The following is a 17,082-nucleotide window of genomic DNA, read 5'->3' as shown; positions in this document are numbered from 1 at the left end:
TTGCCACTTCCTAGACCATGACTTATTCCGGTAACCTTTTCTACGGAGCATCATCCATCACTCACCAAAGGGCAAGGGAGTTGAGACAGGTTCTTACACCCGCAGAACGGCTACTCTGGGAAGTTCTCAAAAACAGACAATTGGGTGGATACAAGTTTCGCCGCCAACACCCAATCTCTTGCTATATCGCCGATTTTTACTGCCATGAGCTATTGTTAGTGATCGAACTCGATGGGGAAGTGCATGATGGGATCGGCCAACAAGAACACGACAGGAGTAGAGACCAAGTGATTCAAGAATTCAGTATCCAGATTCTGAGATTCAAAAATGAGGAAGTTCTGAATGAGCTAGAGAAAGTGTTGGAGAGAATAAAGGCATTGCTCCCGTAAGCACCTCACCCTGACCCTCTCATTGAGAGCCCGTCCCGATGAGCGCAGCGATATCGGGAAGAGGGCACTAAATTCTGGTCCTCACCTAAATTTCCGTTAGTCGGAAATTCCTCCATTCTAAATGGGATATAGATTTTCATTCCGACACTGCTCAGGCTCCCTCTCCACTAGGAGAGGGTTGGGGTGAGGTTTTTTCAAAAATACCCAATACAGGGTATTTTTTTTGTCTTTTGCTTTCTCGTCCTTGCTTAGGCCAACTTTACTACCACCGCCTTGCAACCCGTTTTTCCACCTGATGATCCCTGCATTCCGATTATTAGTGATATTTCTCGCTTTTTTTTCCGCTTCTGCACAGTCGGAGGTCTGTGTTATTAAAACAGAGAAACGCTACGACCGATATCTTTAAATATTTTGGCAAGAGAAAACTTCAGGGGCAAATCAAATGAGCAAGAAAATGATGGTTTTGAAAGTTTTTAACGACAAGGTTTTCCTAAATCCGGAGCATTTTGTTGCTATCCAAAATACAAATATCCCCTACGAACATATGGCCTTTCGGTCAGATGGAGACATTTACTGGAAAGTAGAGCAACTTGATTATCTCCTTAGCGATAGAAGTCTACGTGTGATTGTCAAAGAGTATCGAACGAACGCCTTAGCGGACTTCGAAAGTCAAAGGCAGCAGTTCCTTATTGACAAGTTGGTGTTTGAGAAATTTAATTGGCAAGAACTTGAGCCATTGTTGATGTACTATCAAAAAAGCCGTCTGAAAGAGAGTTTGTTGGGTGTAGATGCTCATCATTCCTCAAAAAGAGAGGCGAACGGGGCTACTAGCCGTAGTTCGGTTAAGGACATTCAGTCTTTCACAAGCAACCGCGAGGTGGAGCAAAAGCCAACAGCTATCGTAATTACAGAAGAGTTTTGGATTGATTTCGATGATACTCGTTTTGTAAGGGGGTATGTTACTTTCACGAAGCATATAGAAAAAATTGATAGAGATCTTGACTTGAAAATTCCTAATGAACACATTTTGGCAGAGTTTGACAATGTTAAATCTTGGTTTGCTAAAAAATTGGGATCAAAAAGGATTTATGTCTTGGCTTCAATCACCTTTGCTAATAATGAGGTTACTGAAATATTTGCTAAATCAAGCCAAATCGAGCAAATTACTCCTGACCTTATTGAAAGTGTAAAGGATCAGCGAACGGCTTCGCTTGCTAGAGTGTCGGGTGAAAGTACCTCAGAGAAATCTCTGTTTACATTGCAAGAGATCTTTGATCAACTTGGAGATAGTGACGTTAACGGCAATATTTTTAATCAGTCAGAAAATGATGTATTCGATTCTTTATTAAAGAAAGAGGGTATTCGAAATAAAGAACAACTGACCTACTTAGCAGATAAAAAGCATAGCGAGAATTATAGACTTCGCTATACACTAAAACCCAACTTTGGCTTTCTATTTTTGATTGAAGGTGAAGAGAATAATCATTTTGTTTGGGAGTTGCTCAATTCCCACGCGACTTATGTTTGGAGCATCGGGAATGGAAAGCAAGATGTGGAGCAGCAGTTCAAAAGAATTGAGGGCATTTTGAACAATGTGCGGACGGACGGCAGAAATAGCTACGTAGAGACCTACAAGCGCAACCTTCAAGATAATGACTTAGTTTTTAGAAGAATTTTTCACAAGAAAAATGATGCTACTGCGAGGGATAGTTTTGCTGAATGGAGGAGGGAACTAAATGGGCAGCTGACATGATGAGGTGCCGCGACCTTGAATTATCGCAGACTGGCGACACTACGGTGGTAAGTGTAGCACAGTAGGGAGGAGCGCTTGCTAGGTAGCATATCCAAACTAATTCCCCTTTCTTGGCCCTACCAACTCACTACCACCGCATTGCAATCCGTTTATGGATTGAGTTATCAAGCTCAGATAACCTACTCCTTTAATCAGTATTAAAATGTTTATTAAACAAACATTCCGTCGTTTATTATATTGACATTTTCCGTCCGCACCCATTTACTTCCGTACATTTTCAGATAGCTTTGTGGGGTACCAATCTCCAATCTCATGGAACTCCACCCAAATCCGGAACAGACGCTTGAACTTTTCTGCGCTACCGTTGGCCCTGCTCTAGAAATCCCCTACTTCTCCAACGGTATCAGCGCGGGATTTCCTTCTCCGGCCCTGGATTTTGAGGATTTGAAGATTGACCTCAACAAACATCTGATCAGAAATCCCTCTGCGACCTTCTTTGGAAGGGTTAAGGGACATTCTCTGAAAAATGCCGGTATCGAGAACGGAGATCTGATGGTCATTGATCGAAGCGCGCCGCCAGTCAACAACAAGATTGCTGTGGTGTTTTTGGATGGGGAGTTTACAGCCAAACGGATCAAGAAGAGCGGGGCGGAGCTATGGCTGATGCCGGAGAACGAAGCTTACCCACCCATACAAGTCAAGCCCGACAACCAGTTTTTGGTCTGGGGTATCGTTACCTACGTGATTAAATCATTCTAACACCCGCATCCCATGTATGCCTTGGTAGACTGCAACAACTTCTATGCTTCCTGCGAGCGGGTTTTCCGCCCGGAGCTGAATGGCAAGCCGGTGGTCGTCCTTAGCAATAACGACGGCTGCGTTATCGCCCGCTCCAATGAAGCAAAGGAGGTAGGTATCCCCATGGGAGCACCTGCATTTCAGTATCAGAAACTTTTTAACCAAAACTCGGTGCAGGTCTTTTCGGCAAATTTCACGCTATATGGGGACATGAGCAGGCGGGTCATGTCTATCCTGGAATACTACGCCAGCGAAATGGAGATTTACTCAATCGACGAGGCCTTCCTGAAGATGGACGGGCTGAAATCGGAAGACTTGCTCCGCTTGGGTGCCGAAATCCGCGGGAAGGTCTTCCGCTGGACCGGGATACCCATCACAGTGGGTTTTGCTCCGACGAAAGCCCTGGCAAAAGTCGCCAACCGCATAGCCAAGAAATACCCCGAACATACAGCCAACGTCTACGCCATGGACAGCGAGGAAAAACGCATCAAGGCATTGAGGTGGCTGGACATCGGGGACGTGTGGGGTATTGGTCGCCAGCATGCCAAGCGCCTGGAAAAGCTCGGGGTGAAGACCGCCTTGGACTTCACCCGCCTGAAGGACGACTGGGTAAAACAGCATCTATCGATAGTTGGACTTCGCCTGAAGCGGGACTTGCAGGGTGTCTCCGTGTTGGGTCTGGAAAGTGTGGCCTCCAAAAAGGCTATTGCAGTGACCCGATCCTTTGACGCTAACTACACCGAGCTGGAGCAGATCCGTGAGCGGGTGTCCACCTTTGCCTTTACCTGCGGAGAAAAGCTGAGAAGCCAAGGCAGCAATTGCAGCTCGCTGTCGGTCTTTGTCTATACCAATGGCCATCGGCCTGATCTCCCCCAATATGGCAAGAAGATCAGCGTGGACTTGCCTTTCCCTACCAACTCGGGGATGGAGCTTTCCAAGTTTGCGGTGGAAGCCCTGAAGCGGATATTCCGTGCGGGTTATCACTACAAAAAGGCGGGGGTGATCGTCGAGAAGTTCACCTCCGAGCTGGAACCGCAACTCAATCTTTTTAAAAACCGGGATCCGCGGCAGGTGCCGCTCATGAAGACTTTGGATAGGTTGAATCTGCTCTATGGGAAAAAAGTCCGTTTGGCCTCTCAAGATCCCGGAAAAGTATGGAAGATGAAACAGGAACGTCTGTCGCCCCGGTATTCCACCAATCTGGATGAGGTGATCAGGATTATGCTGTGAGGAAGGTTATTCAGCCTTTTCGGCTTCCAGTTCTGGTGGAGTCGCCACATCTATTTCTCCGGCAAGCCAGAGATCGCGTTCCTGTTTCGATACGATCATCGGCATACGCAGTTTGGTGTTGTGAATTTCCCGCATGATCCCTTCTGCTTCACGGGTGATAATGGTGAAGGTTGGGATGATCTCTCCCGTAGCTTTATCAGTCCAACTGCTGTATAATCCTGCAAAGGAAAGCCAGCTTTCTCCTTTTTCCCTAATTCTATATTTCTGCTTAGTCTTCCCTTTGGGGTCAAGCCACTGCCATTCCACGAAGCTTTCTGCCGGGATTAGGCAGCGCTTATTTACGTAAGAGCGGAAGCTGGGCTTTTCCTCCAGCGTTTCGAGCCTGGCATTGAGTGTATTTTTCTGGAACGATTTGTCCTTGGCCCAGTGGGGCAAAAGCCCCCATTCCATCTGGGCAATGGGATTTTCAAAGTCGTTCGTCAGGATGTTCAGTTTGGGATGTGCAAATCCAACATTGTAATGCTGCCCTTCAAAGGCATCCAGTTGCTTGACCCAGGGGCCGTACAGCTCATCGGTTGAAAGCTCGGCCAGCCATTGACCATCGGAGAAAAAGTAGAAACACATCAGAAATCCGGAGGTTTTGTCGCAGGATTTTTCTTCCAATACTCCAGATAGGTAAGATAGTATTCTTCTGGTGCTGTGTCAACCAACTCCGGCCTTCGTCCTTCGCGTAAGTAAACCGCATCAACTTCTATTCTATCCACCGTCAGGACATCGTTTTCGATCATGGATCTTACCGCTTCCCATTCCCCTGGGTCTTTGATTGCAGATTCAAAATGAAAATAAAAGTCACCCCCAATGGGTGGAACGGGATAATCTTCCGGAACTGGGAAAGTAACTTCACCGAAGTAAGTGGGAATTATAATCAACGACATAGGAATGGCACAGAAATTTTTATTAACATAATTGATTTTCCAACAAAAGACAAAGATTGTATTTCACGGAAGTTTACGTTGACGGTATGGTCAATGGAGATCAACGTTCAGGATTTATTTTTCAGATTAAAGGAGAATTGATATTTAGTTGAGAATTCTTACCTTAGTTCACCTTCCTTTCTCACACTATATTTTTCTGCCATGGTGCGCACTTTTTACACATTTATGGAGATCATCAAGTTGAACGACCACAACTGGGAAAAGGCGCATTTTATGCTGGCGCACTTTATGGAGCGTGGTATCCTTAAGAAAGAAAACCGTGGGCCGGAAGACATCATCTACCACGTTTGCGGCCAGCTCCACGATTACCAACTGCTCTATGACAGAATGTTCAACGTCCCCGACCGGGACTCCGAGCCGATGAGAATAAAAAGGAAGAGGATCGAGAATCCCAACTGACCTTACCTATTCATCTTGGTTGGTTGCGTAAGATATCTTTACTCAGACAGAAAGGGGGCGATAAAGCCAATTGTGAATAACTTTTTGTAGATCAGACATAAAAATACCCAGTACTGGGTATTTTTTAGTTCCGAATTTTTGCTTTCTTGAGAAACCAACTCACTATCACCTAATTGCCAACCGTTAATTAATCGAATTATTCCAGCATTTCGGCGATTTCATGATTTCCCTTTTATTCAGTGCTCCTTCTCATTAATGGTACAGTCAGGAATAGACCAGGATCTTCAAGTCTAACACTGCTCAAGCTCCCTCTCCATGTGGAGAGGGGTTGGGGTGAGGTAGACTACTCCCGGACGGGGAATAAGTGACTATTTTGGATTCAAAGTAATGATAAACAGCTCTTTATAATTTCAGACTAAGCGAAATGATAACATATAAAATAACCCTAGCAATATGAAAATGATTTCTTTTTGGAGTGATATAAATGAAATTCATGTCGATGATGGTTTAGTATTGATAACAGGTAGATATAATCATAAAAACCAATCAACTCAAGGTGAAAAAACACTTGGTGTCCATTGGGAAAATTACCCTCAGTCACGAGGAATTCTAAGTCCATGTGTGATTCCTGAATCAACGAGAAATGCTGTTTTATCAGGGTTATTACATCAAGCGGCTGCAAAGGGTGAACAAACTCAAATTGATCAGTTGGTTAAAGCAATCAAATATTTTGATGAATGAAAAAATAACTCACTACGGCCGCTCTACGCAGAAAAGGGATCAGTATCTCCAAATCCACCACTGCTCAAGCTCCCTCTCTTTTAGGAGAGGGCTGGGGTGAGGTAAACAGGCCAATTAAAAATTGGTTTGGATATTCGAGTGAAGTTAAAAACTTCTCTCAGTCCAAACGATAATTTGACTACTCCAAGAAGGGAGGCTTGAAGCCTAGCTTAATGGATATAAAAACAACCGAAAATTTAAAAGCGGCGGGCGATATTCTGGATATCCCCATTAACGGATCATATTATTAAAAACCGATACGGTTGCCTGTCACTTGCGGAACAGGGGATAAGTCCGTTTCAATCGCCTTCATAATCCCTACCTGTTAACTCTTTATATCTCATTCGGTACTTTTCCATCCTCACTGGGTCTGCATAGCGGGGAGGCTTCTTAGGCTTGTTTTTACGAATAAAATATACATAGACGTTTCCCATAGCGAAAAATAAAATAAAACTCAAAAACCAAATTTTATCAGCGCCGAAATAGCCATAGGAATATAAATTTTCTAGAATTATTGTTAATAACATTGAAAACCCTAAAGACTTGACGAGTACCTTAACCCATTTTGGAGTTGGCCGGTATGGCTTAAAATGAAAACTCGGATAATAGCCCTTATCGTCATAATCACGTACGTATAGTTTATTGGCATGAAACTCGAAAAAAGCAATAACCCTCTGCTGTCCTGACATTTTTTTCAGGCAATAGTAATCCTCTCCCCGCATTGCGGTATACTTAACATTTCTTATCTCATTAATGAAATCTTGTTTTGGTAGCGCCATATCAATATGCTAAGATGAAAAATACAGCAAAAATCTTTTACATCACACCATTACATCTGATTAATTTTCAAAGAATTAGCAGTATTTCTATGTCACTATACTTGCATTTGGTCAAGTGCCGTATTACACTCCCCTCGCTTTTTTCACTTTCACCCCAAAAATACCCAGTACTGGGTATTTTTTATCCCTTAGTTTTTCCCTTTCTTAGCCCTACCAACTCACTACCACCGCTTTGCAACCCGTTTATCTCCCGATGATCCCTGCATTCCGGGTTTTTCTGATTTCGGTTCTTCTCTTTGCATTTGTCTCCGCTTCGGCGCAGTCGGAGAGTAAGGTATTTGTCACCAAGACCGGTGCCAAATGCCACCGGACTACCTTCCGCTATGCGTAGACAGGATGGGAAGCAACGCTTGCTGAAGCCAGGGATCGCGGCCTTACCGTCTGCTTGGTGTGCAAACCGGGAGGAGGGAGAAAAATTTTGGGTAAAATTCTGTTTTTATAGACAGCTTGATAGTTTATATGGCAAGGGGATTTGCACTCAATGACTAAGTTGGATTACTAAAATTTATATAAATATTCTGAGGTGACCATTTAAATTCATATCTTTAACCTGCATCAGCTTAAGGAAATGGACATTTTTAAAGGACAAAGCATCATAGAGTTTACTCAACGCTTCAAAACTGAAGAAGATTGTAAAAAGTACCTCAGTGAATTGAAGTGGAACCAGGGATTTATTTGCAGGAAGTGTGGTCACAAGGGAAGCCAGATCCGCAAAGACTACTCGAGAACCTGCAACAAGTGTAGTGATACGGAAAGCTCCGGCGCAGACACCTTGTTCCACAAAGTGAAATTTGGTCTGTTGAAGGCTTTTCACATCTGCTTTGAAATGGCCACTACCACCAAAAGCCTCTCTGCCCTCCAGGTGTCCAGACGCTACGCTGTCCGGCCGCAAACAGCCAGAATGTTCATGCACAAAGTGCGTGAGGCCATGAAATCCAGTGAATCTCAACCCCTCACCGGCACCGTGCATGTGGATGAGTTTGTTCTGGGAGGCAAGGAAACAGGCCACGTAGGAAGAGGGTATGGAGGCAAAAAGAAAAAAGTCGTTTGCGCAGCCGAATTGACTGATTCGGGTAAAGTGAAGCGGTTTTACGCCCTACAGATCCAGGATTTTTCGGCCAAATCATTACGGCCTCTCTTCGAAAGGCATGTTTCCAAAGATGCCCAGGTCACTACCGATGAAAGAAAAGGCTATGGCCCAATTGGGAAAGAATATTCGATCCGTCAAATACCCAGCAAATTTGGGCTTAATTTCATCGCTTTACACAACCTGATCCATCAAGTAAAATCCTGGATCAGAACTACCTACTCCTGGGTAAGCAAAAAGCACATAGAACGCTACTTAAACGAATATTCGTATCGAATCAACAGATCGCAGTCCAAGCAAACTGTTTTTCATAATCTGATCACAAGAATGGTGTCAGCCAACAAACTATCGATCTACTCAATAGTATGATCCTAAATAGTTACCTCAGTAAATATTTAATTAGTTATATATATCTAAATTAAGAAAAAAATGACAAATCTCGAAAGATACTTTGGGATTAAAGTTCAATTTAAACAAGTTCTTGATCCTTTGAAATTTAACTACCTTAGAGCTAAAGCAATAAATCTAACTGCCTTGACAAATTTCAATATTGAGAATTTTTTTGTTTATGTACATACCATGAATATCCATATAAATCAAAATCATTTTGCTAGTAAAATGCCATTAACTGACAGGATTGATGAATTAGAAGTGCGTTTTTGCGTTAATCCTAAACAGGTCGCAAAAGGCCAAATTCGTTTTTATAATGATCTCGCTGATATTGATTTACCCGAAGGTGTAGAAACATCATATGGAGATACTCAATTAACCAAATATTATCCAGGTACTCTTTTAAATAAAAGAAAAGTTCTTAAGACTGAATTGATAACTTATATTGATAAATCTTTGGTTCGGGAATCTCATAAAAAAATCAAAGTTCATATCAAAGCATTTCCAAGTGATTCTTATAAAGATTTACTCAAAGAATCTCATAAAGAGGAATTCCGTACTTCAATTGACCTGAAATTAACTAGGAATGTTCAATTGGTAATTGATTTTCCGATTTACTCCAATGTTTTAACAGAAGAAGAATTACATGAGATAAAAAAGGAACTTGAATTATTGCATCAACGAATGGAAGCGCAGGATGTCTCCTCAAAAGTAGAAGATCTTCAATTATTAAAAAATGCAATAAAAGCATCAGAAACAGGTGAAGAAAGAAAGTTAAAAATTTACTTAAAAAATATGGGGGAATTAACCTGCAATGTTGCAGAGGAAATGGGGTTGCATATTGTCATGAAATTAATTTAGTTTATATTTCACTTTTTCAATTATTGGGATAGGATAGATATATTTTGTTTAAACTTATTTTGGAGTAGTTAAAAGTCTCCTGAAATTTTCGTCTCGATTCTTCTGGATAAATAGTGATTTATGATCAGGATGTAAAAGATCTTTTGGAGATATTGTATTTAAAAAATAATTTGATCTCAGAAAATCAATGAGTTCTTCAGATAATTGAGTGTTAATCCAGTAAAATAGATATACTCTTTCTGATTTTCCCATTTGGGATTCAATAACCTTAAGAAATTCGCTCAGGTTATTATTCTTAATATAATTGAGTAAATGAACAAGTCCTCTTAAATAGGAACCTAACGACTCTTCATTCGTTATCGCTTTTATTATGAATCCAGCTTGATTAATCGTAAGGCTATCAATTTTAAAATTATCGGGTTTGACGATGAACTTGAAACCGTTTACTTTTTCAAAGTTAGGAAAGTCTGCAATTCTCCAGCCATTCAATCCAATAGTCCATTCTTTAAGATGCACTATAATATTTTGAAATGCATCATTTCCATAGACGACATCTCTTTCTGGAAGATATTTTTGGATCTCTTGAATTGAAGAGCCTTGCCCATGTTTGGAAGCTTCTCTTAATCTTTTCTCATAATTTATATGATCTAGGTAAGTTACGTTTTTTCGATTTTCAATAAATGAATCGATCAAGCGAAATAGAATGCTTACGACCTGTTCATTTTTAATATAATTATTCTGAAGTTCCAATTGTTCTCTTTGTCCCTGGATTTCCATTCGAGTGTACTCCATTTCTTGGCGATTCGATTCTAGCTCCTCTTGTTGCATTAAGATTTGAAGCCGTTGGCCGAGGAAGGCGACGTAAACGAAAGCAAGACCAGCAAAGGAGGCGAAGGTTCCAGATGTACCACCGATAAAATCTCCAAGTTCGTTTTCTTTGAAAAAGGCGTGATTTCCTAGAACTTGGTATCCTGCCCAAATTAATGGGAGTAAAGCAAAAACTGCTGATATTCCACCAATCCATGAGAATATTTCAATTTGCTTATTTAACGTACTTTTTTGTTGTGATATGTCCATTCTGAAAATCTAGTAAATTCCCTCCAAACTAAAAATAGGTCATTCATCTCTCGTTTCGCCTGTCTAAAATTATACCATGACTTTGCGAAATAAGTTAACGGATAGGGAGCAGCTAGTCCACGGGGATCTCGGGAGTTGGAACCGCCGACCGGGTGATTGATGTGGTTGTGGGTAACTTTCTTGCTTTCACCCCAAAAATACCCAGTACTGGGTATTTTTTAGTTTCAGATTTTTCCCTTTCTTGAGAAACCAACTCACTATCACCCAATTGCTAACCTTTAATTAATCGAATTATTCCAGCATTTCGGCGATTTCTTGATTTTCCATTTCTTCCAAATGCTCCGTCTCATGAAGGGGATAGTCACGATTGAAACAGTATCTCTAAGTCTACTACTGCTCGATCGCCCTCTCCTCGAGAAGAGGGAGGGGTGAGGTAGAGGAAGCAGCGCCACCACCAAGGCAGGTTCGCGATGTTCCAGAAAAGCTTCTACAGGAAGCAGCTACTGTTGGCAGCATGCTGGAAAAAGAGGAAAGAAGTCTAGGTACAAATTACTTATAATCAAATATTAAAAATATGAGAAAAATTGCATTAGTTTTAATTAGCTGCTTCATAGTTAGCATGTCATATAGTCAAAATGCTGAGAAACTAGAAGAGTACACAGCTTCAAACGGCGTTACTTATAAGATCGGTGACGAGATTAAATTAGGTAGAGGGTCTGACACTAATGGGAAATTTGTATATGCTAACGTTGGTGGATGGGCAGTGTCTACCAATCCAGAAGATAATAGGCTTGGAGCAGCCAACGCGGGACTAATCGTTACAGTGAAGAAAATAAACAAATATAATCATAAAAGGTACAAGGGTGTCTACTTTATTGTGGGTGGCGGTAATATAACAAATTATACACTGGACATCGAAAATGCAATTCAATCTTGTGAAGTTGAAAATTGTGCTCAGGAGAGTCAGACTGTAACTACAGACAAATATGACCAATTGGCCAAACTTAAGAAGCTATTGGATGATGGAGTTTTGAGTGTTGAGGAGTATGAATTAGAGAAAAAGAAAATCTTAAATGATAATTAATCAATAAAGCCAATTGAAAATTGGTAAGGATATGAGGGTGGAATTGCAAATCCCATTCAGTCCTAATGATAATTTGACTACGCCGAGCGGGGAAACTACCAAGTTGAAGATTAAGAAACACCTTAATATATGAGCTACAATTATTCTTCTTCATTACACGAAATCGATGAGTATACCGAGTACACTAGGAGCTATGATACTCGATATATCGCAGAAATCAGGCATTTAGGTCTAGGAACCTATAGGATATTGAAAGATTTGGATAGTTATATACTAGATAAAAAAGTTGAAGCGCAATTTGTCAAATGGGATGATCAATGGCATAGAACCGATCAGCGCAAAAAGGCAACCGTAGAAAAGGAAATTAATTTAAACCTGGCAGAGGAAAGAACCTTGGAAGCCAAATCTATTCAGGATTCTGTAAATAATATCTTGCTTCACACCTTAGAGATTGATGATGCCGTAAACTGGGAGAGCTTAAAAGATCACCGAGAATTTAAAGTTCCCAATCCCAGTAACTCTTTAAATTCCGAATTAAAGAAAATCAAGGATCCGAATCCACCCATTTCTAGAAGTAATGGTAATCCGCCTCAAAAAGAATCATTCAAAGCAAGTCTTTCCATACTGGATAGAATTATCCCGTCTTTTCGGGTAAAGAAGGAAGGTAAAGCGGAAGTCGAGTTTCAAAATGCTTTTTTTACATGGGAAAAGGCAGCCCAAGAAACGAAGTCACATAATCAGGCATTGCAAAAAGAGTTTGAAAAAAAAGTATCGGAAGTTGAAGAGGAACGAAATAAATTAAAAGAGAAGTTTGATGCTTTGGAGAGAGAGTGGGAATCCGAAAAAGGCAGATACTATCAGCTTCAGCTGGAGCATAATAACAAAATTGATCACTTAAAGGAAAAGTACCTCAAATGTGATCAACAAGCGGTAATAGAGAATTGTGAGCTTGTTTTGAACAATTCTGAATATCCAGATAGTTTTCCTAAAGACTTTGAAATTGACTACAACCCAGAATCCAAGATTCTGTTGGTGGAGTACGTACTGCCTTCCCCAGCTCAGATCCCTACACTTCTCGAAGTAAAATACATAGCCACTAAAAAGGAATTGAAAGAATCTCATCTTTCAGAAGCTCAAGTGGCCAAAATATACGATGAGACCATCTATAAAATTACCCTCAGGACTATCCACGAACTTTTTGAGGCAGATAAGGCCGAAGCAATTGATGCAATCATTTTCAATGGATGGGTAGAGGCCGTTAATAAAGCTACTGGCAAATTGGTTAATAATTGCATTGTATCTATCCAAACAAGGAAAGACGAGTTTTTGGAAATCGAATTGGCAAATGTGGATCCCAAAACTTGCTTTAAAAATCTAAAGGGAATAGGAAGCAGCAAATTGAGTGGAATTGTTGCTGTGCAACCCATTGCCCAGATCAATAAGGAGGATAAAAGGTTCGTATCTTCCTATGATGTGGCCGATAAAATTAATGAAGGAGATAACCTGGCCTCAATGGATTGGGAGGATTTCGAGCACCTTCTTCGGGAAATTTTTGGCAAAGAATTTAATTCTAATGGGGGCGAAGTAAAAGTGACGCAAGCAAGCAGGGACGGGGGAGTGGATGCGGTCGCTTTTGATCCTGACCCAATCAGAGGAGGTAAGATTGTCATTCAGGCCAAACGCTATACAAACACAGTAGGAGTGGCAGCAGTCAGGGACCTTTATGGAACCGTCCTAAATGAAGGGGCAACCAAAGGGATTTTGGTGACTACTGCGGATTATGGCCCAGACGCGTATGAATTTGCCAGGAATAAGCCCATTACCTTAATGAACGGATCTAATCTACTTTACCTCCTTGAGAAGCATGGTCATAAAGCTAGAATTGATTTGGCTGAAGCGAAGAGAATTCAAAAGGGGATTTCTTGATTTCCCAATTCTCCTTATAAGCTAAGACCAGAATGATTTCAAACCCTTTTAATATAAAATATGAGAATTAAGACCATCAAAATCAAAAACTTTAGAAGCTACAAGGACGAAGTTGAAATTGAGTTTGGCGATTTAACTGCATTTGTTGGAAAAAATGACATCGGCAAATCGACAGTTTTGGAAGCATTGGACATTTTTTTCAATGATGGTAAAGGGGTAATCAAACTTGACAAAGATGATGTCAATAAGCAATCTCTTACAAATGGGGACACTGAAACAGTTTTTTCCGTTTGCTTTGAAGAATTACCAACAGCTATTGTCATAGATAGTACAAATCAGACAACATTACAAGCTGAATATCTTTTAAACTCAAGCCATCAACTCGAAATAATTAAAAAATACACTAATGGCGGAAAGGAAAGGATTTTTGTAAAAGCTAATCATCCAACACACAGTGCTTGTAAGGATTTATTGCAAAAGAAAAACACAGAACTTCAAAAAATTATAAAAGACGGGGCAATTACTTGTAGTAATCAAACCATAAACGCAGTAATGAGAGGGTCGATTTGGCAGCACTTTAGTAACGACCTCCAATTATCAGAGATAGAAATTGATGTTACAAAAGGCGATACCAAATCAATATGGGACAAATTACAGACCTACTTACCTCTTTACAGTTTGTTTCAATCCGATAGAAAAAATAGTGATGGTGATGATGAAGTCCAAGACCCACTAAAAGAAGCGGTAAAACAGATTTTAAGTGATGCTACATTAAAATCAAAGTTTGATGAAATAGCAACAGAAGTTAAAAGTAAGCTACAGGACGTTGCTACAAGAACATTGGCAAAAATTCAGGAAATGAACCCTGAAGTTGCTAGTAGTTTAAATCCAGTTATTCCGGCAACAGAGAGTTTAAAATGGACTGATGTTTTTAAAAATGTTTCAATTGCTGGAGATGAGAATATTCCAATCAATAAAAGAGGAAGCGGAGTAAAACGATTAATTCTTTTAAATTTTTTCAGAGCCGAGGCAGAGAGACGAAAAACACAAGAAAATATTCCAAGTATTATTTACTCAATAGAAGAACCTGAAACATCACAGCATACGGAACATCAGAGAAAACTAATTAAGGCATTTTTGGACCTTTCAAATACAGCGAATACACAGGTAATTATTACGACACATAGTGCAGCATTAGTAAAGGAGTTGGAGTTCCAGCATCTTCGGCTTGTAAAATCTAACAGTGGAGCCAAAATAATTGAAAATGTATTGCCAAATAGTCTACCATATCCATCTTTGAATGAAGTAAATTTTTTAGCATTTTCGGAAATAACGGAAGAGTATCACAATGAACTGTATGGATACATTGAGTTGGAAAGCGAAATGGGAAACTATAGAGGTGGAAAGGCAACAATGGCATATAATAGATTGAAAAAGGACGGGGTAACAATAGTGACGGAAAATGTAATTTTAACTGATTACATAAGACACCAAATTCATCATCCAGAAAACACCAACAATACAAGATATACTTTTTCACAACTGAATGACTCTATAAACTTGATGCGGGCTTTTTTACAAACATTGACCCAATAATTGCATGCCTTATGTTAAGCGGTTTGCACTGTGCCTCCCTATTGAAAAGTGCATTGGAAAATCCGAGAGAGTTTCAAGTAGAGTTGAAGGTTGCGAACCTCACTCAGTCCAAACATTAATTTGAATACCCAAAGAAAGCCTAAATTGAACAGGCTTTTAAGATGATTCAATGAACGATTAAATGTTTCCCAAATAAATGACACCTTCAAAAATCAGAGACCTACTACTAAGAAAAGGATTTTTTCCTGAAGTACTTCCGCCATGTTTTGACAGCTCAAGTCTATCAAGAAGTTTTTCCGGATTAGTTAAGACTATAAATGATATAAGATATAATCAGAGAGTTTCTGATTTCATTAGATATAATGGTACAAAACATGATTATAATAGAAGGTACTATGGAACTGTAAATCCAATCCCATATTTCTCAGTATGTAATTTTATAGGAAAGAACTGGTCAGTATTTGAGAAAAAATTTGGAGAGTCTCATTTTGGAATAAGCAATCTCCATTTTGGTGATGAGAAAAGCGATAGAGCAATAATAGTTCCCTCTTTAAGTGAAATTTCTCCCGAATTTATGAGGAAATTAAGCTATTCTCCTTTTATGGTTAAAACGGATATTGCCCAATTTTTTCCAAGCATTTATACTCATTCTTTGCCCTGGGTTGCACATGGAAAATTAACTTCAAAGAGTGATACAAATCGAAAATCTGATTTGGTTTATTTTAATTCTCTCGATTGGTTTATTCAACAATGTCAAAATGGCCAAACAAGAGGTGTTTTAGTAGGTCCTGATGGGTTTAGGATAGTTGCTGAATATTTGGCTACTGAAATAGATTTGGAACTTAAAAATAAGTCTTCAGAATTTATTGTCGGTTGCATAAGGCATGTTGACGATTTTTATATCGGAATTAGAAATGAAATTGAATATTCAATAGTTTTGTCTTCCTTGAGAGAAATATTACAAAGCTTTGAATTGCAGATAAATGATTCAAAGACCAAGCTTTTAAATGGCCTTCAGCCTATTGATGATGTTTGGGCTCAAGAGTTAAGAAGGATATATGTTTCAGAATTTTCCGATGATAATGTCGATGATTTTATTTTTTTGATAGATAAAGCATTTGAAATTTCTCAAAATATTGGGTCCCAGAGTCCCATTAAATTAATACTTAGGAGGTTCGATAGGTTGAAGATTTATCAAAATGATATATGGATTGATCTTGAACCTAAATTGCAAAGAGTTTTATACCATTTTCCTCACTGCATTGATTATGTATGTCTTTTGTTAGCAAAGAGGTTTGCAATTGAGAAATCTATTGATAGTAGTGGATGGATTTTTTCTATTGAAATACTGATTAATAAGTCAATTAATTCAAATCACCATCATGAGTTAGTTTGGTTGCTCTGGGTTTCCATTGTATGTAAGTTTCAGATTAATTCAAAAATAATTTCTCGGGCTTCGCAGGTGCCGAATGGATATGTAAAATCGATACTTATTTCTGCTTTTCAACTTGGTGTTTTAAGTGAAGCGCCTGAAATTAAACTTGGGGGTAGTTTATCTACAACAGATGAAAATTGGCTGCATAATCTGATTGGTAAATCTACAGGATTTTCAAATGCAAAATTTTCTGGCAGTTTTTCATTTGAATTTGAAAAATTGGTTACTAATGGGATAAAATTAATTGACTTTAAGAGGCACATGAAAAATATTTCGCAATTAGAAAAAGAAGCAATTAGTAGTACAAAATACGGCTATGATTCAATTGAAGAGGATGATGGAGATGACGAGGTAAGGTTGTTTGATACTTCTGAATACTGGGATGATGATCTTCCTTGGTAAAGTAAAGTAGAATTTTGACTAATTGACTGTATAAATTAGAG

At 39.6% G+C, this 17,082-nt stretch carries 17 protein-coding genes; 13 read left to right on the top strand and 4 right to left on the bottom strand.

From position 1 onward, the window contains the following. Window positions 1–17: 17 nt before the first annotated feature. The 4 genes from ABD031_RS10020 (at window position 18) to ABD031_RS10005 (ending at window position 4,170) form a co-directional block, all read left to right on the top strand. Window positions 18–389 carry an endonuclease domain-containing protein gene (locus ABD031_RS10020; protein ID WP_343850944.1) on the top strand — a complete coding sequence of 124 codons (372 nt, stop codon included), beginning with the start codon at window positions 18–20 and terminating at the stop codon, window positions 387–389. Between the two features lie 442 nt (window positions 390–831). Further along, window positions 832–2,142 (top strand): hypothetical protein, encoded by a 1,311-nt coding sequence (locus ABD031_RS10015; RefSeq protein ID WP_343850942.1) that lies wholly within the window; start codon window positions 832–834, stop codon window positions 2,140–2,142. Between the two features lie 312 nt (window positions 2,143–2,454). Then, a complete protein-coding gene (locus ABD031_RS10010; RefSeq protein WP_343850940.1) occupies window positions 2,455–2,901 on the top strand; it encodes a LexA family protein in 447 nt (148 codons plus the stop codon). 12 nt (window positions 2,902–2,913) lie between these two features. Further along, window positions 2,914–4,170 (top strand): Y-family DNA polymerase, encoded by a 1,257-nt coding sequence (locus tag ABD031_RS10005; protein WP_343850936.1) that lies wholly within the window; start codon window positions 2,914–2,916, stop codon window positions 4,168–4,170. Window positions 4,171–4,176: 6 nt separating this feature from the next. Here ABD031_RS10005 and ABD031_RS10000 read toward each other — a convergent pair whose 3' ends face one another. Then, window positions 4,177–4,794, bottom strand: a complete 618-nt coding sequence (locus tag ABD031_RS10000; protein ID WP_343850934.1) for an SOS response-associated peptidase — start codon at window positions 4,792–4,794, stop codon at window positions 4,177–4,179. Next, window positions 4,794–5,105 carry a hypothetical protein gene (locus ABD031_RS09995; protein WP_343850932.1) on the bottom strand — a complete coding sequence of 104 codons (312 nt, stop codon included), beginning with the start codon at window positions 5,103–5,105 and terminating at the stop codon, window positions 4,794–4,796. The genes ABD031_RS10000 and ABD031_RS09995 overlap by 1 nt, the downstream gene beginning before the upstream one ends. A gap of 201 nt (window positions 5,106–5,306) precedes the next feature. Between ABD031_RS09995 and ABD031_RS09990 the strand changes: the two genes are divergently transcribed. Then, window positions 5,307–5,564 (top strand): hypothetical protein, encoded by a 258-nt coding sequence (locus tag ABD031_RS09990; RefSeq protein ID WP_343850930.1) that lies wholly within the window; start codon window positions 5,307–5,309, stop codon window positions 5,562–5,564. A gap of 453 nt (window positions 5,565–6,017) precedes the next feature. Continuing rightward, window positions 6,018–6,305 (top strand): hypothetical protein, encoded by a 288-nt coding sequence (locus tag ABD031_RS09985; protein WP_343850928.1) that lies wholly within the window; start codon window positions 6,018–6,020, stop codon window positions 6,303–6,305. A 338-nt stretch (window positions 6,306–6,643) separates the two neighbouring features. On the opposite strand, the gene ABD031_RS09980 is transcribed toward ABD031_RS09985, so the two are convergent. Beyond that, window positions 6,644–7,123 carry a hypothetical protein gene (locus tag ABD031_RS09980; RefSeq protein WP_343850926.1) on the bottom strand — a complete coding sequence of 160 codons (480 nt, stop codon included), beginning with the start codon at window positions 7,121–7,123 and terminating at the stop codon, window positions 6,644–6,646. Window positions 7,124–7,376: 253 nt separating this feature from the next. Between ABD031_RS09980 and ABD031_RS09975 the strand changes: the two genes are divergently transcribed. The 3 genes from ABD031_RS09975 (at window position 7,377) to ABD031_RS09965 (ending at window position 9,521) form a co-directional block, all read left to right on the top strand. Beyond that, window positions 7,377–7,514: a hypothetical protein gene (locus tag ABD031_RS09975; protein WP_343850924.1), complete on the top strand. Its 138-nt coding sequence runs from the start codon at window positions 7,377–7,379 to the stop codon at window positions 7,512–7,514. 237 nt (window positions 7,515–7,751) lie between these two features. Beyond that, window positions 7,752–8,639, top strand: a complete 888-nt coding sequence (locus ABD031_RS09970) for an IS1595 family transposase (RefSeq protein ID WP_343850922.1) — start codon at window positions 7,752–7,754, stop codon at window positions 8,637–8,639. Between the two features lie 60 nt (window positions 8,640–8,699). After that, window positions 8,700–9,521 carry a hypothetical protein gene (locus tag ABD031_RS09965; protein ID WP_343850920.1) on the top strand — a complete coding sequence of 274 codons (822 nt, stop codon included), beginning with the start codon at window positions 8,700–8,702 and terminating at the stop codon, window positions 9,519–9,521. A 54-nt stretch (window positions 9,522–9,575) separates the two neighbouring features. On the opposite strand, the gene ABD031_RS09960 is transcribed toward ABD031_RS09965, so the two are convergent. Next, window positions 9,576–10,598, bottom strand: coding sequence for a hypothetical protein (locus ABD031_RS09960; RefSeq protein ID WP_343850918.1), 1,023 nt, complete (start codon window positions 10,596–10,598; stop codon window positions 9,576–9,578). 574 nt (window positions 10,599–11,172) lie between these two features. Between ABD031_RS09960 and ABD031_RS09955 the strand changes: the two genes are divergently transcribed. The 4 genes from ABD031_RS09955 (at window position 11,173) to ABD031_RS09940 (ending at window position 17,041) form a co-directional block, all read left to right on the top strand. Further along, window positions 11,173–11,682: an SHOCT domain-containing protein gene (locus tag ABD031_RS09955; RefSeq protein ID WP_343850916.1), complete on the top strand. Its 510-nt coding sequence runs from the start codon at window positions 11,173–11,175 to the stop codon at window positions 11,680–11,682. Between the two features lie 129 nt (window positions 11,683–11,811). Continuing rightward, window positions 11,812–13,608 carry a restriction endonuclease gene (locus tag ABD031_RS09950; RefSeq protein ID WP_343850914.1) on the top strand — a complete coding sequence of 599 codons (1,797 nt, stop codon included), beginning with the start codon at window positions 11,812–11,814 and terminating at the stop codon, window positions 13,606–13,608. A gap of 60 nt (window positions 13,609–13,668) precedes the next feature. Continuing rightward, entirely contained in the window at window positions 13,669–15,204 is a 1,536-nt protein-coding gene (locus ABD031_RS09945; protein WP_343850912.1) for an ATP-binding protein, read from the top strand. Window positions 15,205–15,400: 196 nt separating this feature from the next. Continuing rightward, window positions 15,401–17,041, top strand: coding sequence for an RNA-directed DNA polymerase (locus ABD031_RS09940; RefSeq protein WP_343850910.1), 1,641 nt, complete (start codon window positions 15,401–15,403; stop codon window positions 17,039–17,041). Window positions 17,042–17,082 lie beyond the last annotated feature (41 nt).

Source organism: Algoriphagus jejuensis (assembly GCF_039523455.1).
In the GTDB taxonomy this organism is placed as follows: Bacteria; Bacteroidota; Bacteroidia; order Cytophagales; family Cyclobacteriaceae; genus Algoriphagus; species Algoriphagus jejuensis.
This window is presented reverse-complemented; position numbering and strand designations above follow the sequence as displayed.